Source organism: Microcoleus sp. T2B6 (genome assembly GCF_036700475.1).
GTDB lineage: Bacteria > Cyanobacteriota > Cyanobacteriia > Cyanobacteriales > Microcoleaceae > Microcoleus.
Genome location: NZ_JAUBOZ010000007.1, coordinates 77,059 through 103,893, shown reverse-complemented (window position 1 = coordinate 103,893; position 26,835 = coordinate 77,059). Strand labels below are relative to the sequence as shown.

The window sequence follows — 26,835 nt, the reverse complement described above, 5'->3', positions numbered from 1 at the left end:
TTTATGACTAAAATAATCATCATCCCTCCGATTCATTTTCTGCTATTTGTAAATTGCTAAAATGAGTGTCGCCTCTGATTCATTTTCTGCTATTTGCACTCCTGAAAAACATCATGGCTGATATTGTCGAGACTGCCACCAATGCCGGCTCTTTCAAAACCCTCGTGACTGTTATTGAAGCGGCTGGTTTGTTAGATTTATTGCAAAGTCCGGGCCCCTACACCGTCTTAGCACCAACTGACGAGGCATTTGCCAAAATTCCTACGAACACTATTACGTCTTGGCTGGAAGACATACCCAAGCTCAAGAAAATTCTGACTTATCACATTCTGTTTGGCGAGGTACTAACTGAGAATTTGCTTGAGTTAAGTTCTGCTGAAACAGTGGAAGGTTCTGTGGTAGGAATTGATACTTCTGACGGACTTAAAGTGAATGATGCTAAAGTTCTCACTTCCAATATTCTTGCCGACAATGGCGTCATTCATATCATTGATGCGGTGCTAATACCAGCATTGGTTGCCGCATAATCAAACTTGCGGCCTCTCTAAATTTAGTAGGGTGCTTATGGGCGCACATTACATTTTAAACTAGAGAACTTACGCAAGTGTCACAATTAGTAAGGTGCGTCAGAGCCAAAACCCTGGATCATCCGTCCATCAATCGGTTTGACGCACCCTACAAGTCGATTGAATCGTGACACTTGCGTAATTGCTGAACTAATTATCCGAACCTAAAATCAATGCCGATCGCGCCGGCAGCATCAATTCTAAATGCCGAGTTTCCCCGTCACCTTTCCAAACAAACTCGCCTTTACCGAACAGCAATTTATCGTGAGGAGATTTCAAACTAGCTGGCTCAAAGCTAATATTAGCTTCTTCGGTCGCGACATTGACAGCAACAACTATTTCCTCATCCCCCAAAATTCTGGCAAAAACGTAAACCGTTCCCTCAGCAAACAGAACTTGGTACGAACCAGTGCGGAGGGCAGCGTATTTGTGCCGCAAAGCTATCAACTGCTTGTGATAATCTAAAACATCAAGTTCCCACTGACCTTGTAAGGGAAAACTGCGACGAGAATCGGGATCGAGAGCACCGGGCAAACCAACTTCATCGCCGTAGTAAATGCTAGGAGCTCCGGGAAAAGTTAACAGCAGCAAAGTTGCGAGTTCGACACTAGCTCTATCGCCTCCTGCAATTGTTAACAACCTCGCAGTATCGTGACTGGCTAACAAATTAAGTTGAGTTAGCTGTATTGGCCACGGGTACAGTTCCAAAACCTGCTGAATTTTGTCGCCGTACTCTTTAGCAAAAAGCGGTGGGTAGGGATGGTAAGCACGGCCTTCAATTTGAGTTAAATCTACCCTGTCCCCCGCTGCAAAAGCAATAGTCGGTGCAGCAAAAAGATAATTCATTACCCCGTCAAATTGAGTGCCGTCGAGCCATTCTCTCGCATCCTCCCAGACTTCGCCGACAATGTAAGCTTCGGGATTAACTGCTTTAACTCGGTCTCGAAATTCCTGCCAAAATCCCGGAGTTTTAATTTCAAAAGGAACGTCCAGCCGCCAGCCATCGACGCCGAATTCAATCCAATATTCGGCGATTTCCATGATGTATTCTCGCACTTCGGGATTGTCGTGATTGAATACAGGAAGGGCTCGATTCCCATCCCAACCGGCATAATTAGCAGGAAAATTGCCGTCGTAGGCAGATAACGGCCAGCCTTCAATTTTAAACCAATCGAGCCAAGGAGAACCGGGGCCGTTTTCGAGGATGTCGTGGAAGAAGAAAAAGCCGCGGCTGGCGTGGTTGAATACGCCGTCGAGGACAACTTTGATATTGCGATCGTGGGCGGCGTCTAGAAGCTCTTTAAAAGCTGGATTGCCACCCAACATCGGATCGACTTGATAGTAGTCGTGGGTGTGGTAGCGGTGATTGCTGGCCGACTGAAATATGGGGGTGAAGTAAATTGCGTTAATGCCTAAGTCTTGCAAGTAGTCTAGCTGTTCCATCACGCCCCACAAGTCGCCACCTTTGTAGCCTTGCAGGGTGGGCATTGCCTGCCATTCTTCCCACATGAAGTTTTGCAGCATGCGTTTGCGAGGCTGTTTGCTTTTGGCGAAGCGATCGGGGAATATTTGGTAGAATACGGCGTTTTTAACCCAGTCCGGCGTTTGAATTTGCATACACTTTTTCTAGCTTTTAGGGGTTAGGCTACAGTAGCAGATGTTTGTTGCGGATCTAGCTTTTGGTAGAGAATAGACATTTTCTGCAATTTTCTCGATCGACAAATTGTAAAATATTACACAAATTTGCAGTCAATCTAAGACTGAAAACTGACTCTACCTAGAAATTTATCGTCCCGACGGGCGGCGCTTTCTGACTGGTGTGGAGTCGGACAAACTCAGATAACAGGAACGCCAGCAAAAAGAACCGGATCAAATTCAAGCAGAACCAGAGCGCACTTTGGGCCCATACAGAGCGTCAATCGATTTTAGATTTTAGATTTTAGATTTTAGATTAAAGAATGGAAGCATTGACCCCACGGATAAATTCGGGGGGCAAGTTTCTCGGATACAGGTTTTTTATTTCTGGACGGATGAATCCGGGGGCTTGTATCCTGCATGCTTTCGGTCAGTGGGCGTGGCGGTGCGAGTATCGACCTGCCTTGAAAAAGAACAACAGCACCATGAGCCTCGATCGAGAAATTGTGAAAACGGGGAATTTACCCAAAAAACTTGTTATTAACAGCCAAAACCCCGAACCTTATTCTTTCCTTAAACTGCCTTTATTTAGGGAAGGGTATTTTAACTCACAACTCAAAACTTTTTTAAATATCCATTATGGATTGATGGGTATTTTAACTCACAACTCAAAACTCTTAACTCCTGTCCCGGAAGCACTCCAACTCTCATAAACCGGGTTTTTTAACTCTTATTGAGGGTTTGAAGAAGTATTTGGATTAAACAACCCGGTTTCTGTGTAAGCGACTCAACTCCTAACTCAAAACTCAAAACTTCCTTGCTCCCCCCCCTTGTCAAGAAGCCCTCACCATCCGACACTGTACTTGGAGAGTTAATCGACCCTAGGGAGAAAGTTCCTTGAAAAAAGTTTTAGCCATCATCCTCGGTGGCGGTGTAGGCACCCGCCTTTACCCCCTAACCAAATTGCGAGCCAAACCCGCAGTTCCCCTCGCAGGCAAATATCGCCTCATCGATATTCCTCTCAGCAACTGCATCAACTCGGAAATAGTCAAAATCTACGTCCTCACGCAATTCAACTCGGCATCCCTGAACCGTCACATCGCTCGCACCTACCAGTTTTCGGGCTTCACCGAGGGATTTGCCGAGGTGCTCGCCGCCCAGCAAACTCAGGAAAACCCCAACTGGTTTCAAGGGACAGCCGACGCAGTTCGCCAATATCTCTGGCTGCTAGAAGAGTGGGACGTTGACGAATACTTGATTCTTTCGGGCGATCACCTCTATCGCATGGACTACCAGAAGTTTGTGCAGAGACACCGCGAAACCAACGCCGATATCACCCTCTCGGTGTTGCCTATGGACGAGAAGCGGGCCTCGGATTTTGGTTTGATGAAAATAGACGACAACGGCCGCATTGTTTCTTTCAGCGAAAAGCCAAAAGGCGATGCGCTCAAACAAATGCAGGTGGATACTACTAAACTGGGACTGACAGCGCAGCAGGCTCAGGAAAGTCCTTACATTGCTTCGATGGGGATTTACGTCTTCAAAAAAGAAGTTCTGATTAAACTTCTGAAAGAATCTCCCAACCAAACTGATTTTGGTAAAGAGATTATTCCGAATAATGCAAAAGACCACAACGTTCAAGCTTATTTGTTTGACGATTACTGGGAAGATATCGGAACCATTGAGGCTTTTTACGAGGCTAACTTGGCTCTGACAAAACAGCCTCAGCCGCCTTTCAGTTTCTACGATGAAAATGCGCCGATTTACACTCGCCCGCGTTTCTTGCCGCCGACTAAGCTTTTAGATACTCACGTGACTGAATCGATTATTGCTGAAGGCTGCATTCTCAAACAGTGCCGGATCGACCATTCTGTGTTGGGAGTTCGATCGCGCATTGAAGCTGGATGTACGATTCAAGACACCCTGGTGATGGGTGCTGACTTCTACGAACCCGACGCCGAACGGCATTCGAGTTTGGACAGCGGCGGCGTCGCCCTCGGTATCGGTGCAGATACTACAATTCGCCGCGCGATTGTGGATAAAAATGCCCGCATCGGCCGCAATGTTCAAATAATTAATAAAGACCGAGTGGAAGAAGCCAACCGCGAAAACCAAGGTTTTTACATCCGCAGCGGCATTATCGTAGTTCTGAAAAATGCCACGATTCCTGATGGAACTATCATTTAGTTATTAGTCATTAGTCATTAGTCGTCAGTCATTAGTTTTTTAAGTTAAAATCTGTTACCTGCTTTTCAAGTGACTGATGATAAATAATGAAATTAGTGACAGATCACCAATGACCGATGACTGATGACTGATGACGAAATTCATTCTTTTTTTTGTTGATTATTAATTCCCACCGCTGATGCGAGGTTGTCGAAATACTTGGCTTTCTTCCAAGGCTCGCGCATTATTAATAAGCGACAGTCTCTGTTACTGTCTGCCGTGATACAGATATGTCCGCTCGCCTGCGTCTGGCGAATAGCTTCTGATTTTTGTATTTGCGCTGGTAGCACGACTGACAAATACGCTGCCCGTTTCTGAGTACCACAGCACTCTCGGAACTATCTTTCCAATCGTCGCAGCAGCCGCAAGGCCAACTTAGCAAATAATTCATAATGTTAGCACCCTGGTACCGTTAAAAGCTTATCGCTCTACTATCCTATCTTAATGTTTTATAAAAGTGTGTGATGTAGCTAACAGACAGGGGAGAAATTATGTTATATTAGTTTGATTAAAATCTATTCAGAGGTTGTAAAAATAAAATTCTCTAGCACGGGTCTGATGTGAATAAAAAATATCTAGAAATTTTGTGTAAAAACGGCGCAATTTAGGGTATTATATAGTCACAATTCAGACACCAGATTTGACCGAACTTGCTGATGAAAACCTGCTAAGATTTGGATTGGGTGATCAAGCTCAGATCGAGAAGTTCGTAGGCGTAAGCCGGGGCGTAGCCATCGCACCGCGCCCCGGAAAAAAAGAGCAAAAAAAATCGATCGTCCGCGCAAGTCAACCCTCCTGGGCTCGCGCCCGCAACAGCAGCAGCTTTCCCCCCCTCACCTCAATCGGGCTGCCGCCTCCCGAAAGCCCTAAGCCTCATAACTCCCCAAAAGTTTTCGCCGCAGGAGTTTCACCGTCTCAAAGCTCACAGCTATAGCAACGGCCTATAGGGTAAGGACGTTCCTTAATTGAGGAAAGCATTGTTTTTGCTGTCGAATGCCAAAATCATTTCTAGAGCCCACTGCTCCGGCTGCCTTGTGCACGAGAGAGCCGAATGCTATAAAATCTTAAACAGCAGCGGAGTGCGGAAATTGCGATCGAACGCCCAGCAACAACCGAACTCGATCGAGTCCCAACCTTTGATAACCTATAATTTGAATGAGATGTCGCAGGCACTTCGGCTACTGGCATTATACTAATGCGCCATCCTGCGGCTAATTTGGGATTTATTCTTTCTAACAACTAACAACTAACAAATAACAACTAATAAAGAGGGGATTGCTTAATGGCTGCAACAGATTTTAAAGACTATTACGCTATTTTGGGACTCAACAAAACTGCCACTTCTGACGAAATAAAAAAAACTTTCCGCAAACTAGCCCGCAAATATCACCCGGACATGAACCCCGGCAACAAAGAAGCCGAAGCTCGTTTTAAAGAAGTAAACGAAGCTTACGAAGTGCTCTCAGACCCTGAAAAACGCAAAAAATACGATCAATACGGTCAATACTGGAAGCAAGCTGCCACAACTCCAGGTGGATGGCCGGGCGGGGGCAGTACGAATGTAGACTTTGGCGGGGTTGACTTCAGCGAGTACGGCAGTTTTGACGAATTTATCAATGCCTTGTTAGGTCGCGCAGGTAGTAGTCCGGGTAGTGCCCGCAACCCCAAGTGGAATTACAGCAACTACCGCAACACCAGCGGCGGGCCCACCGGGTTTGGCGGATTTGAAGATTTCGCGGGGTACGAAAACCGCAGCGCAGGAAGCTCTCTCGACACCGAGGTCGCCATTTCCCTGACTCTGGGGGAAGCATTTCGGGGCACTTCCAAGCGAGTCGCCACGGGGGAAGTTTCAATTCCAGCCGGAGTGAAAACCGGCAGCAAAATTCGGATAAAAGGCAAAGGTCAAGTTGACTCGTACACGAAGCAACAGGGAGATTTATACCTAAAACTAGAAGTGTTGCCTCACCCTTTCTTCCAGTTTGAGGGAGAGAATTTGGTCTGCGAAGTCCCGATAACTCCCGACGAAGCGGTGTTGGGATCTTCAATTGAAGTGCCGGCGCCTGAAGGTATGATCACTGTGAAATTTCCAGCCGGGATTCGTTCGGGTCAGTGTTTGCGGTTGCGGGGCAAAGGATGGCCGAAACCCAAGAAAAATGAGCGGACTGATTTGTTGGTAAAAATTGCGATCGTGCCACCGAAAGAACTCACCACTGTCGAACGCGAGGCCTACGAGAAAATTCAAGCAAATCGTACTTTTAATCCTCGCAGTAATCTCAATCAGATGGTGCTTTGAAAAAACGTGCATTTCTCGGACGCAAATAATACCCTTTCTTCAAGATTGGCCAGGGACACAGCATTGTTGTGTCCCTACAGTATGCAAGCGCGATCTCATTTTAAAAAAACCCTGTTAACAACTCAAATTTTATTCGCCCGTAATTTGCACTTTCCCACTTTCTCAAGACTCTTCACTAGCTCTTAGCTGAGTAGGTTGACTACCTTGTTTGATGTTGATGCTAATTTTTTTAGAGCCTTTGTTCTCCAAGTCTCGGATGTAGTAGTTCGAGTTGTCGGAAGCTTCCTGTCTGCTGTCATAGGGCCCAAAGTAATAGGTACTCTTTGGCGAATCTGTATCCACTTCTACCCACCATTCGTCGCGTCGAGTGCTGCTAGCAGGTTGAGCTAGCACCCAAAAAGCCGTGAAAAACATACCCAACATAGAGATTTCAAACATATTTACCTCTGGGAAGATTTAAGTAGTTTTTACTGTTCTCAATTTATCAACGCAACGAGAGCGATCGGCTCATCCTCAGTGCTGATTTGATCCCGATAACTTTTGGCAGTTAATGGTGGATAAAATCTGCACTTTGATGGAGATGATTCCGACTTTTCAGCCACCACTACAAATACGAAGTCCGCAAGGTAAGGACTAGGCCAAGCTGAGGCTTAATATTATTGTGGAGGCTTGAGGTAATTGAAAACTCAAACAAAACTTAGGCTCTCTTGACGCTCAGAAACCGGGTTATTTAACAGATACCCCTCGCGATAGATGGAGTATTTTAGTCAAAAAACCCGGTTTCTGGAGTCTGGACTATCAAAATTCTTAAGCCGCGATACTCTCTGAGAATTCACTGTCGCAAATCGTGAGTTCCGAAGGCTGACACCGTTTGATGCGGATGCTAACTCTTTTGGCTTTCTCGCTTTCCAGGTCTTCGATGTAGCCCGGAATATTGCTGGAGGCTTCTTTGTCGGTGTCGAAGGGGCCAAAATAGTAGGTACAGCGGGGCAAATCTGTGACGATTTCTACCCACCATTTCTCAGGGCTGCGGGGGCGGGAGCCAGCAAACACGGACAATACTGCGACGTAGATACAAAATAAATAAATTCCGAGCATTTTTCCTCTTTTGGGGTTATTTATTTTCTCACAGGACTTACGCCCTCGCGACTCTCATCAACCGGGTTGTTCAACTCCTAGCGATCGCCCTTTACCAGAGAATTTCGTCCCTCAAACCCGGTTTCTGCGTTTAGGAATGTCTAAGTCTATCAAAGTAATTTGTGCGATCGCATCAACCTGAGTGCTGATTGTGAGGCGAGAATAGAATCCCAGTGAATCAACTATTTTGCATTTAAATTTAAGCTTGATGGTGGGCTAGGAGTGGCGACCCCACAAGAGTTTAAGTACGCAGTAGTCGATCGATTAAATGCGCGACAGCTTACTTCGCAAAATACGCCGGAATATATAGAATTTCTTGGGCAGATGAGGTATGAAATCAAACTTAATAACCTTGGCACCACAGGTTTCGGTGTATCCAATTTTTGTGAGAAAGGCTATATAGTCTAGGCGATTGCTTCGCGTATAGCTGACAATGACATATAGCTTGGCCACACAGGTTTGGGTGTACCCAATTTTTGCGAGCAAGGCTATAGCGCCACCTTACCCTAGCAGCGCCACAGCTTAAAAACTGTCGCTAAAATAGCAAAACCCGCCTACGCGGGTTGTGCTGTTAAGCTTTGACACTCCTGGCCCTGAAGGCACGAGGATTCTTAAGACATTTCGATCTTAATATCCCTAGTAATAGGGTTCCCAGGCTGACCACGAAAAGCACATAGGTGTGTAGTCATATCTCCTCTGTGAATGTTTTGGGCGTAGACTTTCCCCCAGTCCGGGGGTAGGTTTTTAAATCTTGTCTGATCTGGTTATTGTACCATATTCATTTGTTTAGATGGATGTGTTATTTTACTTGAAAATGGAAAAAGCCGTCCTAAAAGGACGGGGTTTTAAACCCAATCTTCTGATAAAATTCCTCAAACAAATCGGATTTGGCCAGCTCAGCAGGCTGAGGCTTAGCGCTTACCTTTGGGGAATTGCTCGATACCAGCCCAACCGTAGAAAACCAGCTCGTCGTTCTGAACTCGGCAGCGGTCTACTCGCAGTTGAGTGCCTTCTAAGGCAAATTTGTCTAAGTCTAGCAAGTTATTTACGTGGGCAATTATAGCTTGACCCAAGTCTACTGCTTGCTCGTCACCGCCGTAAGTAACGCTGACAAATTGGATTTTGCGTCTGTCTTCTACTTGCAATTGAGCAGTAATATCTATTTTGACCGGTTCGCTGGCATCGCCTACGGTAATTTCGGACTGAAGCCGAATTGATTTGTCGGTTCCGAAGCTGACTTCAGTGTTTTGAAAGTGCAGAGATTGCTCTTGGTACTTCAGCTTCTGGAGTTTTTCAACTACAAAAGGTGTATTGAATGAGGTGGTTAAATCCGATCGACTTAAGACTACTCGCATATTTGCCTGGGTAGGCTGCCGTAATTTCACTTGACCTGCAAAAATCGCTCCAAAATCAATGGAGAGTGCTTGCAGGTAGAGTTCCATCACTTCTATGCGAAGGCCGTTGTACATCAACATACCTTTGCCAACGAAGTCGAAACCGTCGATGCTTCCCTGCAAGAGTTTGGCTACTGGTTCGACTCGGATGTTGGCCTCGGCCTTTTCAGAACGCTTGAATAAGGCTGCGATCGCAGCTCCTGCTACTTTACTAACAAGGCGATCGCCACTTTGACCTTGAAAGGATGTACCGCTAAACAAAGCTGCTACCATTTATTCGTTTGCTCATCTACAGTCGCCATTATAACCCTATATTAAGAAATGTAAAAATCGCTTGTGCTTATTCACCTCATAAGCAGATCTTGTTTTTTGTCTGTCTTCTAAACAACATTCTTGAAATTTAAAGGCTCAGGGGGGTGCCCTGGAGACAAGCGCGATCGAGCAAAGCTCCATCCCAAAGGGTTTTTTCCATCATGGCGCAAAGCAAATTAGCCCCCGTCAGGTTAGCGCCCCGCAGTACGGCTCCATTCAGGATCGCTTCTTCCAAGTCAGCTCCTGACAAATCAGCGCCGGACAAATTGGCATGGCTCAAATCGGCACCAAGCAAAATTGCCCTAGCCAAAGCAGCGCCCCGCAAATCGGCACCGCGCAAATCGACACCGCTCAAATCCAAATTGCCGATGGATGCCGCCGTCAAAAAAGCACCCCCAAAACTTGCGTCGCGGACTAAAGCGTTAGCGAAGGAAGCGCCCCGCAAATCGGCATTGCGAAAATCTGCGCCTCGCAAGTCAGCGCCGCTCAAGTCAGCGCCGCGGAGGTTGGCTCGCAATACTGCCCGCTGCAAGTTAGCGCCGGCGAGATTAGCTCCACTCAAGTTGGCTTGAGACAAGTTAGCACCGGCGAGATCGGCTCCGGCTAAGTCTTTGCCGGCTAAATCAGTGCCGACCAACATCAAAATTTTGCCTTTGCGTATGGCTTCGAGGTCATTAGTCATTAGTCAGTTGTCAGTTGTTGGTTGTCAGTTGTTGGTTAACAGTCAACAGTCAACAGTCAACAGTCAACAGTCAACAGTCAACAGTCAACAGTCGAGTTATTTTATAATGCCGGAGCGGCCGAGGTCGTTCGATCGCCCTCCTCCAACCACACGTTAGGCAGTTGGCTCGGACGAGTTGGTAACTCCATCAAACCAATTTCTGTCATTCTGACGACGCTGCTGAGAGTTTCCAGCAAAGCCGGATCGAAGCGAGTGCCCGACAGTTCGCGGCACTGTTCCAAAGCTTCGCTCAAACTCAAAGCCGGACGATCGCCACGTGGTTGAGTCAGTTCTTGAAAATAAGCGACCAACCCCAAAATCCGCGAAGTCATCGGTATCGCTTCGGCTCGCAAACCCTCTGGCCTGCCGCTGCCGTCCCAATATTCGAGTTTATGCTTGACAATTTCCGCTACAGGTGCTAGTTCCGGCATTGCTTGCAGCAGTTGGGAACCGATGAAACTGCGATCGCGCCAAAACGAGAAAGTTGCTTCGTCAAAAGCATCGGGAGTGCGATCGAACACCTCATTCGGGGCCGAAACTAAGCCGACTCGAAATAGCAATCCAGCCAGCCGCAGCCTCCGCAACTGCAAAGCCGGCAAATCGAGGATTTGACCCAAAGTTTCCGACAAAGCCGCCACCTGCAAAGACGCTGTAGGATTGGAGGTATCGCGTTCGTCTACGCGCTGGGCGATCCGCAGAAAAGCTTGAAGTTTGTTAGCGTTCAAATTGCGGCTGACGCGCAAAGCTTGACCTTCCAATTCCCACAACTCGCGGGTTTGGCGGTTAATTGCCACCATTTGCTGCTGAGAACTTTGCAGGTAAGTGACGATCCGCGATACCACCCCACTAATGTCGGCCAAGGGCGGGCCTTTAGTTGCCAGGATTTCGTGGTGCATTTCCAGCAAACTTTCGGCTAGGGGGGCGTTGTAATGTCGCGTCTGTTCTATAAAAATTTCTGCAGCAGCCGACACCAAAGACTGGTCAAACGACCACAAACCGTAGAACTTTCGTTCTATATCTACTTCCGGCTTGCCATCGGGCAAGTATTCCTGGTCTGAAAGTTCGCGACAAAGCACCATTGCTTTGTATGTCGGGGCGAGGATGATTAAATTCCATTCTTGGATTATGGGGTCGCTCTCATCGAGATTTATTAAAGATACATTTTCTAATTGAGCGGTTTTGTGGGTAGCGAAACCGCTGTCGGCTACTGCACCTATGACAACGCGCCGAGAGGCATTAGCAATATCTAGGTAGCGATCGGCTTCCTGTAAATACCATTTTCCCTGCTGAAACATCACCAAAACTAGGGGTTGGAGTTCGCTCTTGTCCCCGCCACTGGTTTGCAAAATGTGGTCTTCTAGGGCGTGACACAGGGCTACGAGGGTGTTTTTGAAGTATACCCCGTAGCTAGAAGGCAGTTTTCCGCCGGGAAGTGTAGCTTGTAGTCTAGCGAGAGTTGATTCTGAATTCATCAGAAAAATGAGCCTGAAACCCCGTCCTTCTAGGACGGCTTTACATTGGATTGGGGTGGAGGGGTATGGTTGCCCCTCCGTGGAGATGTGGTCTTCTCCAAAACTCCCTTACGGGTAAAGTTAGCACGCGCCTTTGTTTTGAGAGCTTGTTAAACTTGCAGCACTGTAAAGCGTGACCTTAAAACTGTTTAACTGCAAATGACAGAGCAGGGGACTAGCTTCGCATCAAGCGGGTGTCGTGACTCAAAAAACGTAGACCTCGAAAGTATACGGCCCGTCAGGACGGCTCGCAAGAATCTCTTACAAGCCTCATGCCTGATAGCTGAGGTTCCTGACTGCAAAAAGCGGTGCCTGCTCTTACTTATTGTAGCGGGCGATCGAACTTCTCGAAAAGACTTTTGGCAAAAATCCGAGTTTTTGATTTTTCCCCGCTTCGCAACCGAGTCAATCGATTTTAGATTTTAGATTTTAGATTTTAGCATTGAAGCATTGAAGCATTGACCCCACGGATAAATTCGGGGGGCAAGTTTCATCGGATACAGTTTTTTTATTTCGGGACAGATGAATCCGGGGGCTTGTATGCTGGATGCTTTCGGTCAATGTAGAGTGCGCCGAAGAGTACCTGATTAATTTTAGCAATTTTCTGGAAACCCTCTGTCTTTGGCTGAGTTTTTTTCAGACGAGAAACCAGCCGAGAGGAAGACGGTAAATGACTTAGGTATTAACTACTATTTTGAAAACAATATTAGGAATTCTGAGCGTGCTTCAACAAAATAGAAGTTTAGGGGAACAGGCGATCGACAAAGTGGCCGAGATTGCTATTGCGAGCAAATTAGACGAATCCGAAACTTTGTCTGTCACAGTTAACACCGATCCGATCCAGCTAGCCCAGGGTTCAGTAGAGGCCGTTGCGGTTGAGGGCACAGGGTTGGTAATGCAACAAGATTTGCGCGTGGAAGATTTGCAAATTCACATAAAGGATATTGCTGTCAATCCCCTCACCGCTATGTTTGGCAAAATTGAACTGAACGGGCCTGCCTTCGGTGCGGCGCGCGCAGTTTTAACAGAAAGCGATATCAACCGCGCTTTTAATTCCGAATACATCAGCAGGAAACTGAAAAACTTAAAAGTTACTGTTGAGGGACAACAGCAGACAATAGACGTTAAAACTATTGAGTGCCAATTGCTAGCTGGAAAAATCGCTTTAAATGCTGAGGTATTGGTGCAGGAAACTGCCTCTACTGAAAAAATTTATTTTACATCAAAACCTCAGATCGCAGCGGGCGGTTGGGCAATTTCTCTTCAGGATGTCGAGTATCCCGAAAACAAGGAATTTTCGCCGGAGTTAACAGCAGCTTTGGCGGACAAAGCTGGTGAGGTTTTAAACTTGCGAAATTTTGAAATTGAGGGAATGTCCCTGCGAATTCAGCAGCTAAATGTGGAAGCTGGTGTGCTGACTTTGCAAGCTGAAGCGAAAGTCGAAAAATTCCCAGAGTAGCAGTAGGGTTCTGAGGTTAGTAGCTGGTAGGGTGCGTCAGTGGATTGGAGATTTTAGATGTTATGTTTACTCCACAGATGAATCTGGGATGTTGAACAAGAGTCTAAAATTTTTCTAACTCCACGACAGCATTCGTTCGCAAGTATCCGTTTTTGGGCGTGGTCAAAAACAGAAAAGCTTTTGTCATCAAGCAATTCTTGGAACGCACGCACCCGAAGACTACGCTTTGAAACTACCTGGGCCCTTTTCTTGTCGGTCGGGTACGAGTGTCTCAACCAAACTTACTCTAGAAACCCGGTAAAAAAGCTGGGTTTCTAGATACCTGCGCGTAAGTCCTACCAAAAATAATCTCTCGAAGGCGATCGCCATTTTTAAATCCCTCTAAAGTTAGAAAAAAATAGATAGCAATTAGTGGCAAAATATCACCGCCGTTAGAGGCAGGTGTGGGGAGTTTATTTTTACTCTTGATAAGTAGTAGTAAAAAAATGGAAAATTTTTGTGAACACTGTAACTGCTTTTTTTAAAAGACTGCGTATCGGTCAAATTTTGACTGTATTTATGGCAGGTGTGCTGCTGTTTACCAGCACCGCTTGCAATGCCGGCGATACTCGAGGTGCTCGGCCTGAGAATCCTCCCGTCCAAATGGGAGGAATGAATAACCCTCACAAGGCCGGTGGTGATGGATATACGAATTATCAAATGTCTACTGACCCTAAAGTCAATCAATCGCCTGCTAAAGCAGAAAAGAATCGGGCTGATTTGTCGATCTTAGGCGATCGTCTCCTGGCCTCGACTACCGCTGAATCTAATTCCTCAAAGCTGCTTTATCCGGGTTCTGCACCGATGGAAACTGACAAGTTTGACCTCGAACTCGGCGGAGATAAAACTCTGTTAGATACGCCAGACGGACAGCCGGCTAAGGCTCAACCCGTATTCGATCGCAGCGATCCCGATGCCAATATTTTAGAGAGAGTAGGCGCCGCATTTAAGGATGCTTCTGGTTTCCTCAAAGATAGCGCTGAAGATGCCAAGGAAAGTTCCGTTACGAAACTCAATCCGCTGCAAAAATAAGCTAGCCGAACCAAAAATGATGTAGGGGCTGTCTGAAATTAGCCCCTACATAAATAATATAATTTATTGAAACTAGATAAACGCTTGTATATCTGCAATCTGCTCAACAATATTTACGTTTTTTATGCTTTTTTGATATGATGCAGAGCAATATATTTTACATCTTAGGTGATTTATGATGGGAATGCCCGACAGTATTTTTGGTAAATTTCACTCAGGTTGAATAACTCTCAGACATATTAATTAACCTGAACTATTTTACCATAAATTAAACTGACAGGGTTGTTGATTTCGTGAGCGACTCCAGCGACTAACTGTGCTAAACTCGACATTTGTTCGGAGTGAATTAGCTGAAGATGCCCAGGAAAGTTCCGTTACAAAGCTTAAATTTTAAGATTATTTTACTGATCCAGGAAAAACCCTAAACAGTTTTAGGCGTAAAGAAACATTGTAATGATGGATAAAATACCAGATAGCTCTCACATGATTGGAAAGCTTTTTATAAAATGACCGAGTTTTTATTACAATAACGAGATATCCCTGCCATCAGGGTGTTATTGAATCTTTCTATATCACAAGTTTTGCCCGTATCTCTCCCGACAGATTGGTGTCGCTTGCGAGGGAAAACTTTTTCCTATGCGACCTAAAAAGTTGTATAGTACAGGGCATATTGTCTGTAAACGGCTGAGAGCGAATCTCAGAAATCTGGGTCGCAAGAAAACAGGGATGTCTACAGCTTCATATAAAGCCTGTTTAGGCTTCGTTTGGGCTTAAAACGCAGTTTTTGTCCCGCTAAGCCAGGGATGATATTACACTGCGGGTTTTGAAGCAACAGGTAGAAACTTCTAATAACGCCACGCAACAACTGGAAGCGATGCTAAAGGCGTAATTATTCTTAGTTAATCGCTATACCCGTGAAATCTTGGAAAAATACTTCTCGTAAATTCCAGCTTCGTACTGCCCTCGTCGTTCCCTTCGTTCTGCAAATCGTCGCGGCGGTGGGGTTGGTGGGTTATCTTTCCTTCGGCAATGGGCAAATTTTTCTGTAGCCAGCATTGACCCTTTGAATAGCCCACCCACTCATGGAAATCTTATGAAACTCCAAAGACAAATCCTCTTAACAACGATCGGGCTGGTTTCCCTTGCCCTTGTTCCCACCGTTGCTCTCCTGACCTGGACTTCCCGACACGCTCTCCTCGCACAGACTGAAGCACAAGGTAAGCAAGTCGCTCAATCCCTGGCTCGCAGTGCTCAGTTTGTTGAGAAAGTTCCCAAAGATGTGGAAAATACGATCGCAGATCATATGCTTGCCCAAGCCACGATCTCGGCTCACCTGGTTGCTATAGCTGAAGCAGCCAATCTCAGCCCCCAACAAATCAATCAACGGTTAAGTGCGATCGCCAAAAAATCCGTCGTGGAGGAGTTCTGGATTACGGATGAAACTGGACGGGCTTATTTGAAGAATGCTCCCTTCGCGTTCACGTTTAGTCCTGATCGGGCTAAACAACCCCAGGCGTCTATGTTTTGGCCCCTCCTAACAGGAGCAAAATCTACCGTTGTTCAGGATGCCCAGGTGAGAGAGTACGATAAGCAAATCTACAAATATGTGGCAGTAGCAGGGGTCGATCGTCCCCGGATTGTGCAGGTTGGGTATAACGCTTCGTTTATTGAGCGGTTGCGCCAACAAGTTGGAATCAATGGCTTGATCAAGCGATTGTTAACGAGTGGAGAAATCGGTGGCATCTGGGTGGTCGGTCTCAACGCCACCACCAATGCAACGGGTGTGGCAGACAATTCTGGATTGAGTCAAATACTGAGTCCAACAGATACCCAAAGGTTGGAGGACAGTATAGCTCAAAAACTGACCCAAAGTTATCAAGAAGATGGTTTTTTGAAAGTTGCCACGCCGTTAATTGACGAGACAGGACAGATAACAGGGGCAATCCTGGTTTCACTCTCCACAAAACCTGTGCAGGCAGCGCTTCAGAATCAACTGTTATGGTCGCTGACAGTTTCAGCCGTGGTGCTAATAATCAGTTCGATCGTTGCCCTGCTGTTATCGTGGCGACTAACTCAGCCTGTGCTGCAATTAAGCGAGGCTGCATCTTCGTTGTCTACTGGCAACTGGGATCAAACTGTTCATGTCCAGGGGACTGATGAAATGCACGATCTAGCAACTGCATTCAACAAAATGAGCGGACAATTAAAGGAGTCTTTTGCAACACTTGAAGATAAAGTTAAAGAACGCACCGCAGAACTAGGAACCGCTAACGAAGAAATCATTGCCCTCAACGAGAGACTCAAGGAAGACAATCTCCGCATGGGTGCGGAATTGGATATCGTGCGTCAGATGCAGCAAATGATTCTGCCGACTGCTGAGGAACTGAAAATTGAAGGACTCGATATTGCCGCATACATGGAGGCCGCCGATGAAGTCGGCGGCGACTACTATGATGTCTTAAACACCGATGGCGTTGTCACTCTGGGCATCGGCGATGTCACGGGGCATGGACTTGAAAGTGCCATCTTGATGCTGATGGCGCAAACCGCCGTTCGTACCCTCAAGGAGATACGTGAAGTAGACCCGGTTCGGTTCCTAGATGCGCTCAACCGCACCCTTTACAAAAACGTGCAGCGCATGAAATCTCACAAAAGCCTCACCCTAGGGATTTTAAATTACTCCCAAGGACTCGTCAGCATTAGCGGTCAGCATGAAGAAACAATTATTGTGCGAAACGGTGGACAGGTAGAACGTGTCGATACGATGGATTTAGGTTTTCCTATTGGCCTCCACGATGACATTGCTGAGTTCATCAGTCATATTTCAATTGAGCTACAGCTAGGAGATGGTATAGTGCTATATACCGATGGTATTCCCGAAGCAAAAGACATTAAGAAAAAACAATATGGCGTGGAGCCGATGTGTGAAGTCATCAGCAAAAACTGGCATTTATCGGCTGGGGAAATCAAGCAAGCGGTGATTGACGATGTGCGGCGACATATCGGCAATCAAAAAGTATTTGATGATATTACGCTGTTGGTTTTGAAGCGGACGGAATTAGGCGTAGAAACAGAGTCACAGCCTCAAGCAGCCGCATTCGTTTAGATCGATCGCCAATACCTCGAAACCATAAACTTATGACATCAAACGGGATAATTGTCGTCGGGGCGATCGCGTTACAGTCAATTGATTTTAGATTTTAGATTTTAGAATTGAAGCATTGACCCCACGGATAAATTCGGGGGGCAAGTTTCATCGGATACTGTTTTTTGTTCCTCCACAAATTAATCTCTAGGCTTGTATCTTGGATGCTTTCGGTCAAATTTACGAAAAAGTGGTGAGATATCTCAAACGCCGCCCCCCGAAAGAGGCAGAATCTCAAGAGAACTCCAAAGCTGTAGTCAACTTCTAAATTTCTATGATTAAATCTATCTAATGATATCTTGCATCAATGTAAAGAAAGCGATCGATCGCGGGATGAGCGCTCCCTTTATTGACATTAGTGCTTTCGGTCAATTAAAACTATTCACTCAAAGCCTTTCTAAATAGCGTAAGGCGCGCCAAGGCGCACCCTACCGGAGCGATCTGCAAGGGTAATTCCTATTCCTCTCAAAGCTTTTTCCGAGCTAAAACAGCTTTATTCTATTTTTTCTTTGAATCAGAAACCTCAGCAATCAAATCGTCTTTATCAACTTTCGGTACAAAATCAGGGCGTTCTTTGGCTTCCCAACCCGGTGGGCGCTTGGAGTTGTACCAGGCGATCGAGCCGATCGTAGCTGCAGCAATAAAGCCAGCAACAAGAACTAATATTGGAGTGCTCAAGCTGACACTTGATTCCGGCACGGGCTGCTGCATCAGCAGCTCAATCATTACTAGCTTGATGGGTGCAACAACAACTGCTATGGGAGTGGTCAAGCTGATATCTATCATCAAAATTCCTCGGGTCTGAAACCCCGTCCTTACAGGACGGCTTTACATTTAATTTGAATCCCCTTGCGGGTAGGGGGGTATGGTTGCCCCCCGTGAGGATATGGTTGTCATCAATCTCCCATTTCTGGGGTAAAGTTAGCTTTGCCAATGTTTTCTGAGCTTGCGCGGGCTAGCAGCACTGTTCCTGTTACCTGAGAACTGTTTAACTACTAGCGACAGAGCAGGGAACTAGCTTCGCATTCGCCCGGTGTCGTGACTCAAAAAACGTAGTCAGTTAAGACGCAAGGCGGGTCAAGATGGCTTGTTAGATTTCTCTTTCAAGCCTCATGCCGTCAGGGCTGAGGTTCTTGACTAGGCTAAATCCTTATCTACTCTACTTTTACATTATCTTAAGTGCTAATGCCGTGTGGTTGATATATCGGAAGACAGAAAAATTGACAGAATTGCGGTCATAATGGTTAGAGGTTGAAAATAGGAGAGCAGATTTTATGCCGTTGGGGACAATAGCATTGCTGTTGGCTGCGAGTTTCAGCCTGGGTGCTTTACCGCTAACGGGATGGGCGGTGCGAGTCTTTACCGGCCGAGATTTGAGGGCGCTGGGCACGGGGAATGTTGGGGTGTCGGCAGCTTTCATTCACGGGGGGAAATTAGCGGGAATTGCTGCGGTGTTGGCGGAAATTGCCAGGGGTATTCTGCCGGTTTTGGCGGGGCGATTTTGCTTCCCGGATGCACCTGCGATCGCGATCGCCCTGTTAATTCCTCTAGTTGCAGGCAGATATGCGATCGCCCGAGGTGGAGGCGTAACCAACGCTGTCTGGGGTCTTTTGGTATTTTCGCCGCCGGTGGCGGTATCATCGGGCATTTGGGGGCTGCTGGTGTGGGGTTTGGCACAGCGGTGGTGGGGTAAGGGCGATCGGGCGAGACTCTTTGCTTCCCGTTGCGGGTGTCTGTGTACCCCAATCTGGGTTTGGGTGTGGCGTCAATCAATGCCCGAATTTTTAGCAGCAGCAGGATTAGCCTTTTTACTCTTCACAATTAGTCTTCGTCAGGGTGATGATATGGCTTTATCTAAATCAGACCAATTGTTTTCTCTTGATGACTCGTTAGATTCTGCAATCTGTGGCGATAAAGCAGCTAAATTGTCTCAACTGAAACGAGCCGGGTTTAATGTACCTTCTGGTTGGATATTATCCCAAGAAGCGGGCATCGGGCATCGGGCATCGGGCATCGGGCATCGAGGAAATAGTGATGAATTGTCAATTTCCCATGCTTCCATTCAAAATCTAAAATCCAAAATCCAAAATCGAATGATTGTGCGTTCTTCTGCTGCCGGAGAAGATGGCGATACGAGTTCTGCAGCCGGACAATATCAAACTATTGGCCCTGTTTTCACGGAAGCAGAATTACTCGATGCAATTAATCGCTGCCGCCAGTCTTATTGGACTTCCGAAGCTGTGGCTTACCGCCGACAGCGACAATTGCCAGACACCCAAATGGCTGTATTAATTCAGCCTTATATTGACAGCGAATTTGCGGGAGTCATGTTCAGTCGCAATCCTTTAGATGGCGGTTCCCAGATTATTATTGAAGCTTTACCGGGAGGGGCTGAATCTGTTGTCGGCGGACAATCTACTCCGGTTCATTTAGAAATTGATTTTAGTCAACCTGAATCCTTAGAAAAAAAATTAACTGAACTTCAAACTAATTCAATTATTGCTCAATCGATTTTAGCAGAATTGGTGAAACAAGCCCAAGCGATTGAAGCATTCTTTCACGGAATCCCGCAGGATATTGAGTGGAGTTGGGACGGGGAAAAAGTTTGGATTTTGCAAAGCCGCCCAATTACTAATTTACAGCCTTTTTGGACGCGCACTATTGCAGCAGAAGTAATTCCTGGTGCAATTCGCCCCCTAACTTGGTCGATTAATCGGCCGCTAACTTGCGGGGTTTGGGGAGAGATTTTTAAGGTGGTTTTGGGCGATCGCGCCAGTGGCTTAAACTTTAATGAAACGGCAACTTTGCTGGGTTCTCACGCCTATTTTAATGCGACTTTGTTGGGCGAAATTTTTCGGATGATGGGATTGCCGGAGCAGGGTTTGGAATTTTTGCTGAGAGGGCAAAAAATGGGCAAGCCGCCTTTGGGGAAGATTTTGCAGAATTTGCCTGGTTTGTGGCGTCTGGTGCAGCGGGAGAGGGCGCTGAATGCAGAATTTAAGGGCGATCGTACTTCTATTTTCCTCCCGGCACTGCAAAGTTTGGAGAAGGAAGGCACGACACGGGTTTTGACACGGATACACGGATTAATTATTGAGGATGAGTCAAAAGGAATTTTAATGCCCAATGCCCAATTCCCAATGCCCAATTCCCAATGCCCAATTCCCAATGCCCAATGCCCAATGCCCAATTATCAATATTTAACGGAATTGTTGGAGAGAGCGGAGCAAATTCAGGAGTGGCTGAAACCGATTACTTACTACAATATATTAGGGCCGATCGGGCTGGCTATTCGCAAGGCAATTTTTCGAGTTAATGATGACTGGCTGGCTAATGACAGCGCTCCTGAAATTGCTTCGGTGCGAGCTTTACAGCAGTTGGCTCAGAAATTGCGGCACGCTGCTGTTTCGCAGCCTGACGAAACTGTTTCAGTCGCACATTTAGGACAGACATTTGCGGAAACTCCGGCTTTACAAGCAGATTTTGAAAAGTGGCTTGATATTTACGGATATTTGAGCGAGGTGGGAACTGATATCGCTGTTCCTACTTGGCGAGAACAACCGGAAGTTTATCAAAAGTTGCTAATAAATATGGCTCAAAAAGCCGAAACTAATTTAGTTGAGAAAGGTGAAATAGGATTGAGTTTTTCGCAGAAGTGGCGATTAGATAAATGTCAAGAAAGAGCGCTTGTCAAAAACGAAATTAGCGAAATTTACGCGCGGTTGTTGGCTCACCTGCGCTGGACTTTTTTGGAGATTGAAGCTTGCGGCTTGGCAATGCAGGTGTTTGAGGAAAGCGGGGATATTTTTTATCTGGAATTTGGGGAAATTCAGCAGTGGATTCGTAGCGGTGCAAGTGTTTCGTTTAAGGATACAATTAGCCAAAGGCGCGATCGCCTGGTAGCCGATCGTGATCGCCAGATTCCCCCCGTAGTCTACGGCAATTTGCTGCCAAATTCTCAGACAAGGGCGATCGACTCCGCAACATCAGAAACTAATATCATCCAGGGAATTCCAGCAAGTATTGGTCGTGTCGAAGGCTTTGTCAAGATTTGCCGCACCGCGAGCACAGATTTAGGAGAAAATGCGATCGCAGTAGTCCCATACACCGATGCAGGTTGGGCACCGCTGCTATTAGGAGCAACAGCAATTATCGCCGAAGTTGGTGGCCAACTATCTCACGGAGCAATTATCGCTCGCGAGTACAAAATTCCCGCAGTTATGAATATTTCTGAAGCTACAACTCGCTTGCGAGACGGTCAAAAAGTCCGAGTAGACGGGTATCTCGGCACTGTAGAATTGCTGGAATAATTAGGAACAGGCAAGATGCCTGTTCCACAAAGAGTTGATTTCTTGTGGAACAGGCATCTTGCCTGTTCCTAAAAAGATTATTGAAAATGGTGCAACATCTCAGCAATCTCGTAAACCCGTCCCAACTTTCCTAGGCTGTTAAGAAATTCTGGAGAACATAATTCCCCAGCTTTCTACCCGCACTCAAACCATCTACGTTAGCACTCATGAAATGGATGCCTCCGTAAATGCGACTCATGCCCGATTCATCGGCCGCTTCGCTGAAGTTTTGGTAGGTTCGCAAAGTGTTGACACTCCTGTCTCCCCGATCGGCAAAGCCGTAATCCGAACCAAAGACAGAACTCATAACAGGATCTGCGGCACCGCTAAAGGTACTGTGGCCCGACGTGTACTCAGGGAACGGCGGAGTAGTTAGCAGCGGAGTCCACAGGGGGTCGGCTGTGGTGTCGGTATTGTTGTCTGTCTCAGCTTGGCGGATAGCTGTCACCGGCCGCCATAAATTGTACTGGTACTTGGCATCCCAGCAACTAATAGCTGCATCGGCGAGAGCAATATTCAACAGGGCAAACAACTGGGCGCTATCTTCCAGGGATGTGGCGGTGAGAGTTGCTGTTTCTTCGGCGATTTGGTTCCAGTGACCCGGAGGCGTAAACGTCCCAGCGCCGTTGGCCCAGAATTTGGCGATCGCTGTTTGGTCTGGGGTGCGCGTAAGACTGTCACTTTTGCCGATTTCTTTGACGTAGTTAAGTTCCTCTGCGTACTTGGCGCTGTCGAGGGCGGGCGGGCCGGGCGGGCGGAACTGAGAACCGCTAGTCATGGCAAAGGGAGTAACTTGGGCCCACTGTGGCGCCAGCGCGGCGGCAAGGGCGGGGGGAGTCGGCATCCAACCGCCAAGGTTGGTTGAGGGGGTGTACTCCACTACTTTCGTGATCCCGTCTGTACTCCGCAAACTGATAATTTGGTCGGCAACTTGCTGTCCGAGGGCAATCCCGTCTTGTTTGGCTTTGCCATCGGTAATTTTAGCTAAAGACGATGCGTATGCTTCGTTGAATGTGGCTGCTTGCGCTGGGTAGAGGTTGACTAAGACGCCGTAGGCGGCCGCTGCGGTGGCTGCTTCTGCTGATGTACCTGCGGGTGGGTCTATTTCCACGAGGTAAGGGGTGTATTTTTTGCCGATCGAGTTAACAGCATCGTAAATGGCTGCGTGAACCATTGCCATGTTGCGGGAGGCGAGGGGAGGCGCGGTGCTGGCTGTCCGCACTGCATTCAGCAGGACTCCGTTCCACTCAATGACAGGGTTTCCCGATAGCTGATTTGTGAATTGGTCGCGGTTGATTGTGTTGCTGTTGACTCCTTGCAATACTGCTAAATACTCGCCCGTAATTTTGTCTTGAATTACTGTGCTGTTGCTGTTGACTCCGGTGCCTTGCTGGATGTTTAAATCTTCAAAGCTGAGGCCGTCTAGCAATCGAATTTTGTCATTGCCGTTGCCGAAGTCGGCGATGTAGTCGGCTGTGGCTAAAGTTGGGCCGCCGCTGCCTTTAGCAATGGCAAATATATCATCGCCTGTGCCGCCGCTCATGGTATCGCTACCTGCGCCCGCGTAGATGAGATCGTTGCCGGAATCGCCACCAATTAGGTCGCTGCCTTTGCCTCCCCAGAGGATGTCGTCGTCTGCACCGCCAACAATCGTATCGTTGCCTTGGTCGCCGCAGATTTTGTCTTTGCCGACATCGCCTCCGAGATAGTCGTCTCCGCTGTTGGCATAAATGATGTCGTTGCCATCCAAGGCGTTAAATGTGTCTGCTTGCGTAGTTCCTTCGAGATAGTCAAAGTTAGAACTAGGGGTCAGGGATGCCATGTTGATTTATTGGATATTTTGATTAAAGCGCATAGATTCCTACTGTCAGTAGATGCTTGAGTCTGTTTACCCCAGCTTTAATATTATTAAACTTTGTGGTTCGCAAGCAAACGCCACAACAAAGCTTTATTAAATCTTTAACGTTGAATGGGTTTTTGATGAACTTTTGCGCTGTAAATGTACGTCAAGATACTATTTAAAAAAGTTCCTCAAACAGTGCCACTTTGTTAAATCTTTACAAAAAAACAGTTTTTTTAAATTTTTATATAACCCCTATTCCATATCATAAATGAGCGGATTGTGTAACGGACTAAGTAGATATTTATTAAGCACTCCTCAAAGCTGCGATCGGGTCTAGTTTGGCGGCTTGGCGGGCGGGGACAACGCCGAAGAAGAGGCCTACTGCACCGGATACACTGACAGCCAGGGCGATCGCCACGGGTGATATTCCAGCTTGCAGGGGCGTGAAATTACCTACAAGCAAGATACCGCCGACACCGACGCAAGTACCGACTATCCCTCCGGCGGCGGATAAAATTACAGCTTCAACAATAAATTGAAACAAGATATCTTGTTGAGATGCGCCGATCGCCTTTCTGAGCCCGATTTCCTGAGTGCGTTCGCTAACGGACACAAGCATAATGTTCATAATCCCAATGCCACCGACTAATAGGGAAATGCTGGCAACAGCAGTTAACATCAGAGTCAAAGCGCCGGAAATTGCCCCCATTCTTGCCATTAAATCTTTTTGATTTCTGACAGTAAAATCATCTTCGGTAGTAATTTTATGCCGCAATCTCAGCAGGTTTTCCACCTGAAATTGCGCCGCATCCATTTGCGATTCATCTTTAATCGAAATAAATATCGACGTGACAGCCAAACCGTAGGGAGATTTGCGCCCAACTATGCGATTGGCCATTGTGGTGATCGGCACAGTGGCGGAATTATCAAAATTCGTACCAAAAGATGTGCCTTTGGGCGCCAATACTCCAATTACTTTGAGGCTGACATTTTTGATCCGCACTTGTTCGCCCAAGGGATTTGTATTGCCAAAAAGTTTCTCGGCCAATTCTGAACCGAGCACCACAACTTGGTTACTTTGCTTAACATCAAGTTCGGTCAAAAACCGCCCTTTTGCCATTTCAAAGCTTCTAACTTCTAGAAACTCTGGAATTGTGCCAAAAATTAGAGATGAGACATTTTTGTTGCTGTAGCGAACTATTTCAGAACTGTTAAGTTCTGCTGAGACGCCTTGAACGGATGGGACTTGAGTTGCGATCGCCTTTGCGTCTGGCAATACGAGAGTTTGAGGCGCACTTGAGATGGTACTTCGCCTAGCGTTGGGAACTCCCGGCCTAACTATCAATACATTTGTACCCAGAGATTGAACTTGTCCTGCTACAAATTTTTGAGCTCCTTCTCCCACTCCAATCATGGCAATTACTGAGGCATTGCCGACAATCATGCCAATCATTGTTAAACTGCTGCGAATTTTGTTGGCTAGTAGCGTTTGACCGGCCATTTTGACGCTTTCAATAAAATTCATAATTTGGGAATTGGGAATGGGGAATTGGGCATCGGGCATCGGGAATTGGGAATCGGGCATCGGGCATCGGGCATCGGAAATTAGTAATTGGTAATGGAAACCAACAAATAACTAATGACTACTGACTAATGACTAATGACTAATGACTTCTTAAGCACTTCTTAATGCCACAATCGGGTCGAGTTTAGCAGCTTGTTTTGCGGGCACAATGCCGAAAAACAAGCCGATACTGCCCGAAACACCGACTGCAAGTGCGATCGCCACTGGGGAAACGCTAGCTTGCAAGGGAGTAAAAGCAGCTACTAAAAGCACGCCGCCGATACCGAATCCAGTGCCGATCGCCCCGCCTGCCGCCGACAAAATCACAGACTCTATCATAAACTGAATCAGGATATCTTGCTGAGAAGCTCCGATCGCCTTTCTCAATCCAATCTCCTTCGTGCGTTCAGTAACCGAAACCAGCATGATATTCATAATCCCGATGCCGCCGACAAACAGCGAAATTGCCGCCACGAAAGCCAACATCAACGTCAAAGCACCAGTAATACTGCCCAAAGTATTCATTAAATCTTTCTGGTTGCGAACAGTAAAATCATCTTCTTTAGTAATTTTGTGCCGCAACCTGAGCAAATTTTCTATTTGAAATTGGGCCGCTTGCATCATACTTTCATCTTTGATAGCAACCGAAATAAATGTTACTTTTGTACCGTAGGGAGACGAGCGACCAACAATTCTGTTAGCCATTGTTGTCAGCGGCAAATAAACATTCATATCTTGATTGTCGCCAAAACTTGAGCCTTTCGCCTGCATGACACCAATCACTTGAAAAGTCGAGTTTTTGATGCGAATGTATTGACCAATTGGCTGTGTATTGCCAAACAATTGTTCTGCTGCTTCCGATCCTAAAGCCACCACATTTTCTTGTCTTTCTAAATCTAATTTGTTTAAAAATCGACCTTGGGCAACATCAAAGCTTCTGACTGTCAGAAACTCTGGCGTAGTTCCAACAATAGAAGATGAGACATTTTTGTTGCGGTAGGTAACGAGTTGACTGTCATTGAGAGTTGGTGCGACTTCTTCGACAGAAGGAACTTGAGATGCGATCGCCTCTGCATCTTCCACTACTAAAGTCTGGGGCGGAATCACCGGGCGGCTTTGCGCTTCAGGGCTTCCGGGAATAATAAATAGCAAGTTTGAACCCAGAGAGTTAACTTGTCCCTCGATAAATGTTTGAGCTCCTTCGCCAATACCGATCATAGAAATTACCGAAGCATTGCCGATGATAATTCCTAACATCGTCAAGGTGCTGCGAAGCTTGTTTGCCATCAAAGTTGTGACAGCCATTTTGACGCTTTCAACAATATCCATAATTCGATTTTAGATTTTGGATTTTAGATTTTAGATTTGGGATTTGAAATTGGGATTATTCGTGTCAACTTAATATTTAAACCCATAATAAATCTCGCTTGTAGTCGAGTCTAGAACCCCCTAAACCCCCTTAATAAGGGGAGTAGGGGTTGACTTTGAATAGTCTTGTCCCCCCTGATTAACAGGGACTTCGACTGCTCTTGTCCCCCCCTGATTAACAGGGACTTCGACTGCTCTTGTCCCCCCTGATTAACAGGGACTTCGACTGCTCTTGTCCCCC

At 46.6% G+C, this 26,835-nt stretch carries 21 protein-coding genes; 10 read left to right on the top strand and 11 right to left on the bottom strand.

Annotation, left to right across the window (positions count from 1 at the left end; all coding sequences use genetic code 11):
• Positions 1 to 113: 113 nt before the first annotated feature.
• The gene (locus QUA00_RS05165) at positions 114 to 527 is read left to right on the top strand and encodes a fasciclin domain-containing protein (RefSeq protein ID WP_333107900.1); all 414 of its coding nucleotides are present in this window, start codon (positions 114 to 116) and stop codon (positions 525 to 527) included.
• Positions 528 to 716: 189 nt separating this feature from the next.
• Here the strand turns inward: QUA00_RS05165 and QUA00_RS05160 are convergent, their stop codons facing one another.
• Positions 717 to 2,183 (bottom strand): glycoside hydrolase family 13 protein, encoded by a 1,467-nt coding sequence (locus QUA00_RS05160; protein ID WP_333408902.1) that lies wholly within the window; start codon positions 2,181 to 2,183, stop codon positions 717 to 719.
• 341 nt (positions 2,184 to 2,524) lie between these two features.
• On the opposite strand from QUA00_RS05160, the gene QUA00_RS05155 reads away from it, so the two are divergent.
• Positions 2,525 to 2,914 (top strand): hypothetical protein, encoded by a 390-nt coding sequence (locus QUA00_RS05155; protein WP_333408901.1) that lies wholly within the window; start codon positions 2,525 to 2,527, stop codon positions 2,912 to 2,914.
• Positions 2,915 to 3,098: 184 nt separating this feature from the next.
• Positions 3,099 to 4,388 (top strand): glucose-1-phosphate adenylyltransferase, encoded by a 1,290-nt coding sequence (locus QUA00_RS05150; RefSeq protein ID WP_333139363.1) that lies wholly within the window; start codon positions 3,099 to 3,101, stop codon positions 4,386 to 4,388.
• Between the two features lie 226 nt (positions 4,389 to 4,614).
• Here QUA00_RS05150 and QUA00_RS05145 read toward each other — a convergent pair whose 3' ends face one another.
• Entirely contained in the window at positions 4,615 to 4,818 is a 204-nt protein-coding gene (locus tag QUA00_RS05145; protein WP_333084483.1) for a hypothetical protein, read from the bottom strand.
• A 249-nt stretch (positions 4,819 to 5,067) separates the two neighbouring features.
• Between QUA00_RS05145 and QUA00_RS05140 the strand changes: the two genes are divergently transcribed.
• Together QUA00_RS05140 and QUA00_RS05135 are read left to right on the top strand one after the other, a co-directional pair.
• Positions 5,068 to 5,361 carry a hypothetical protein gene (locus QUA00_RS05140; RefSeq protein ID WP_333408899.1) on the top strand — a complete coding sequence of 98 codons (294 nt, stop codon included), beginning with the start codon at positions 5,068 to 5,070 and terminating at the stop codon, positions 5,359 to 5,361.
• A 348-nt stretch (positions 5,362 to 5,709) separates the two neighbouring features.
• Complete coding sequence (locus tag QUA00_RS05135) at positions 5,710 to 6,720, top strand: J domain-containing protein (protein ID WP_333408898.1); 1,011 nt, start codon at positions 5,710 to 5,712, stop codon at positions 6,718 to 6,720.
• A 162-nt stretch (positions 6,721 to 6,882) separates the two neighbouring features.
• Here QUA00_RS05135 and QUA00_RS05130 read toward each other — a convergent pair whose 3' ends face one another.
• The 5 genes from QUA00_RS05130 to QUA00_RS05110 all read right to left on the bottom strand — a co-directional run bounded on the left by QUA00_RS05130 (position 6,883) and on the right by QUA00_RS05110 (position 11,756).
• A complete protein-coding gene (locus QUA00_RS05130; protein WP_333139367.1) occupies positions 6,883 to 7,158 on the bottom strand; it encodes a DUF1816 domain-containing protein in 276 nt (91 codons plus the stop codon).
• A gap of 369 nt (positions 7,159 to 7,527) precedes the next feature.
• On the bottom strand, positions 7,528 to 7,818 hold the full coding sequence (locus QUA00_RS05125) for a DUF1816 domain-containing protein (protein WP_333408896.1): 291 nt from the start codon (positions 7,816 to 7,818) through the stop codon (positions 7,528 to 7,530).
• Positions 7,819 to 8,768: 950 nt separating this feature from the next.
• On the bottom strand, positions 8,769 to 9,524 hold the full coding sequence (locus tag QUA00_RS05120; protein WP_333035730.1) for a DUF2993 domain-containing protein: 756 nt from the start codon (positions 9,522 to 9,524) through the stop codon (positions 8,769 to 8,771).
• 127 nt (positions 9,525 to 9,651) lie between these two features.
• Positions 9,652 to 10,245, bottom strand: coding sequence for a pentapeptide repeat-containing protein (locus tag QUA00_RS05115; RefSeq protein WP_333139369.1), 594 nt, complete (start codon positions 10,243 to 10,245; stop codon positions 9,652 to 9,654).
• A 101-nt stretch (positions 10,246 to 10,346) separates the two neighbouring features.
• Positions 10,347 to 11,756 (bottom strand): HD domain-containing phosphohydrolase, encoded by a 1,410-nt coding sequence (locus tag QUA00_RS05110; protein WP_333139371.1) that lies wholly within the window; start codon positions 11,754 to 11,756, stop codon positions 10,347 to 10,349.
• 733 nt (positions 11,757 to 12,489) lie between these two features.
• Between QUA00_RS05110 and QUA00_RS05105 the strand changes: the two genes are divergently transcribed.
• The 4 genes from QUA00_RS05105 to QUA00_RS05090 all read left to right on the top strand — a co-directional run bounded on the left by QUA00_RS05105 (position 12,490) and on the right by QUA00_RS05090 (position 17,431).
• Positions 12,490 to 13,254: a DUF2993 domain-containing protein gene (locus QUA00_RS05105; RefSeq protein WP_333408895.1), complete on the top strand. Its 765-nt coding sequence runs from the start codon at positions 12,490 to 12,492 to the stop codon at positions 13,252 to 13,254.
• Between the two features lie 498 nt (positions 13,255 to 13,752).
• On the top strand, positions 13,753 to 14,325 hold the full coding sequence (locus tag QUA00_RS05100; protein WP_333139375.1) for a DUF6658 family protein: 573 nt from the start codon (positions 13,753 to 13,755) through the stop codon (positions 14,323 to 14,325).
• Positions 14,326 to 15,239: 914 nt separating this feature from the next.
• Positions 15,240 to 15,374: a hypothetical protein gene (locus tag QUA00_RS05095; protein WP_333146579.1), complete on the top strand. Its 135-nt coding sequence runs from the start codon at positions 15,240 to 15,242 to the stop codon at positions 15,372 to 15,374.
• Between the two features lie 44 nt (positions 15,375 to 15,418).
• Positions 15,419 to 17,431 (top strand): SpoIIE family protein phosphatase, encoded by a 2,013-nt coding sequence (locus QUA00_RS05090; protein ID WP_333408894.1) that lies wholly within the window; start codon positions 15,419 to 15,421, stop codon positions 17,429 to 17,431.
• A gap of 537 nt (positions 17,432 to 17,968) precedes the next feature.
• Here the strand turns inward: QUA00_RS05090 and psb35 are convergent.
• On the bottom strand, positions 17,969 to 18,181 hold the full coding sequence (gene psb35 / locus QUA00_RS05085) for a photosystem II assembly protein Psb35 (protein ID WP_333138098.1): 213 nt from the start codon (positions 18,179 to 18,181) through the stop codon (positions 17,969 to 17,971).
• 563 nt (positions 18,182 to 18,744) lie between these two features.
• Here psb35 and QUA00_RS05080 point away from each other — a divergent pair.
• On the top strand, positions 18,745 to 21,780 hold the full coding sequence (locus tag QUA00_RS05080; protein ID WP_333408893.1) for a glycerol-3-phosphate acyltransferase: 3,036 nt from the start codon (positions 18,745 to 18,747) through the stop codon (positions 21,778 to 21,780).
• Positions 21,781 to 21,910: 130 nt separating this feature from the next.
• On the opposite strand, the gene QUA00_RS05075 is transcribed toward QUA00_RS05080, so the two are convergent.
• The 3 genes from QUA00_RS05075 to QUA00_RS05065 form a co-directional block, all read right to left on the bottom strand.
• Complete coding sequence (locus tag QUA00_RS05075; RefSeq protein WP_333408892.1) at positions 21,911 to 23,641, bottom strand: chemotaxis protein CheB; 1,731 nt, start codon at positions 23,639 to 23,641, stop codon at positions 21,911 to 21,913.
• 325 nt (positions 23,642 to 23,966) lie between these two features.
• Positions 23,967 to 25,187 (bottom strand): ABC transporter permease, encoded by a 1,221-nt coding sequence (locus QUA00_RS05070; RefSeq protein ID WP_333146581.1) that lies wholly within the window; start codon positions 25,185 to 25,187, stop codon positions 23,967 to 23,969.
• A gap of 150 nt (positions 25,188 to 25,337) precedes the next feature.
• Positions 25,338 to 26,555, bottom strand: coding sequence for an ABC transporter permease (locus QUA00_RS05065; protein WP_333146571.1), 1,218 nt, complete (start codon positions 26,553 to 26,555; stop codon positions 25,338 to 25,340).
• Positions 26,556 to 26,835: the final 280 nt, after the last annotated feature.

What these genes read in the sequence shown, in the direction of transcription:
- QUA00_RS05070 (WP_333146581.1), bottom strand. Translation starts at nt 25,187, where the DNA reads ATGAATTTTATTGAAAGCGTCAAAATGGCCGGTCAAACGCTACTAGCC.
- psb35 (WP_333138098.1), bottom strand. Translation starts at nt 18,181, where the DNA reads ATGCAGCAGCCCGTGCCGGAATCAAGTGTCAGCTTGAGCACTCCAATA.
- QUA00_RS05125 (WP_333408896.1), bottom strand. Translation starts at nt 7,818, where the DNA reads ATGCTCGGAATTTATTTATTTTGTATCTACGTCGCAGTATTGTCCGTG.
- QUA00_RS05135 (WP_333408898.1), top strand. Translation starts at nt 5,710, where the DNA reads ATGGCTGCAACAGATTTTAAAGACTATTACGCTATTTTGGGACTCAAC.
- QUA00_RS05160 (WP_333408902.1), bottom strand. Translation starts at nt 2,183, where the DNA reads ATGCAAATTCAAACGCCGGACTGGGTTAAAAACGCCGTATTCTACCAA.
- QUA00_RS05130 (WP_333139367.1), bottom strand. Translation starts at nt 7,158, where the DNA reads ATGTTTGAAATCTCTATGTTGGGTATGTTTTTCACGGCTTTTTGGGTG.
- QUA00_RS05110 (WP_333139371.1), bottom strand. Translation starts at nt 11,756, where the DNA reads ATGAATTCAGAATCAACTCTCGCTAGACTACAAGCTACACTTCCCGGC.
- QUA00_RS05080 (WP_333408893.1), top strand. Translation starts at nt 18,745, where the DNA reads ATGCCGTTGGGGACAATAGCATTGCTGTTGGCTGCGAGTTTCAGCCTG.
- QUA00_RS05120 (WP_333035730.1), bottom strand. Translation starts at nt 9,524, where the DNA reads ATGGTAGCAGCTTTGTTTAGCGGTACATCCTTTCAAGGTCAAAGTGGC.
- QUA00_RS05065 (WP_333146571.1), bottom strand. Translation starts at nt 26,555, where the DNA reads ATGGATATTGTTGAAAGCGTCAAAATGGCTGTCACAACTTTGATGGCA.
- QUA00_RS05165 (WP_333107900.1), top strand. Translation starts at nt 114, where the DNA reads ATGGCTGATATTGTCGAGACTGCCACCAATGCCGGCTCTTTCAAAACC.
- QUA00_RS05090 (WP_333408894.1), top strand. Translation starts at nt 15,419, where the DNA reads ATGAAACTCCAAAGACAAATCCTCTTAACAACGATCGGGCTGGTTTCC.
- QUA00_RS05075 (WP_333408892.1), bottom strand. Translation starts at nt 23,641, where the DNA reads ATGGCATCCCTGACCCCTAGTTCTAACTTTGACTATCTCGAAGGAACT.
- QUA00_RS05145 (WP_333084483.1), bottom strand. Translation starts at nt 4,818, where the DNA reads ATGAATTATTTGCTAAGTTGGCCTTGCGGCTGCTGCGACGATTGGAAA.
- QUA00_RS05155 (WP_333408901.1), top strand. Translation starts at nt 2,525, where the DNA reads ATGGAAGCATTGACCCCACGGATAAATTCGGGGGGCAAGTTTCTCGGA.
- QUA00_RS05115 (WP_333139369.1), bottom strand. Translation starts at nt 10,245, where the DNA reads ATGACTAATGACCTCGAAGCCATACGCAAAGGCAAAATTTTGATGTTG.